Source organism: Arthrobacter sp. 18067, assembly GCF_902706295.1.
GTDB lineage: Bacteria > Actinomycetota > Actinomycetes > Actinomycetales > Micrococcaceae > Arthrobacter.
In genome coordinates this window covers 1-380 of sequence record NZ_CACSJJ010000132.1, presented here as the reverse complement: position 1 = coordinate 380, position 380 = coordinate 1, and the positions used below count along the sequence as shown (strand labels likewise).

1 protein-coding gene is annotated in these 380 nt (G+C 66.6%); it reads right to left on the bottom strand.

Annotation, left to right across the window (positions count from 1 at the left end; genetic code table 11):
- Positions 1 to 380: hypothetical protein (locus GVL04_RS24430; protein ID WP_200846982.1), on the bottom strand; the 380-nt coding region annotated here is incomplete at both ends.

The following is a 380-nucleotide window of genomic DNA, read 5'->3' as shown; positions in this document are numbered from 1 at the left end:
TTTTTTTCAAGCGGATGACGGCATACGATCTCGGCCTCGGTCTCGTAGCGGGCGCGCGAAGCGGCGCTGGTGAGGTAGGCCAGCTCGTAGCTGGGGCCCTCTTCGTCGTGCTGGACGACGTGCTGGTGCTCGTGGACGCACACCACCACCTGGGCCCACAAGGCCCAGCCCCCCTTCGGCACAACCACCCCGAAGGGCAGGTAGAGGGTGCGGCCCACGGTGGTGGCGTACTTCTCCAGGAAGCGCTGCCTGTCGAGGATGCCCATGCGCTGCAGCGCCTCGGCCGCCAACTGCATCTCGAGGGAGTCGGCCTTGTTGGCAGTCTTGGTGCGCAGGCGCGACTGCATGTGCTGGTAGAAGGCCCACACCTCGGCGGGTTG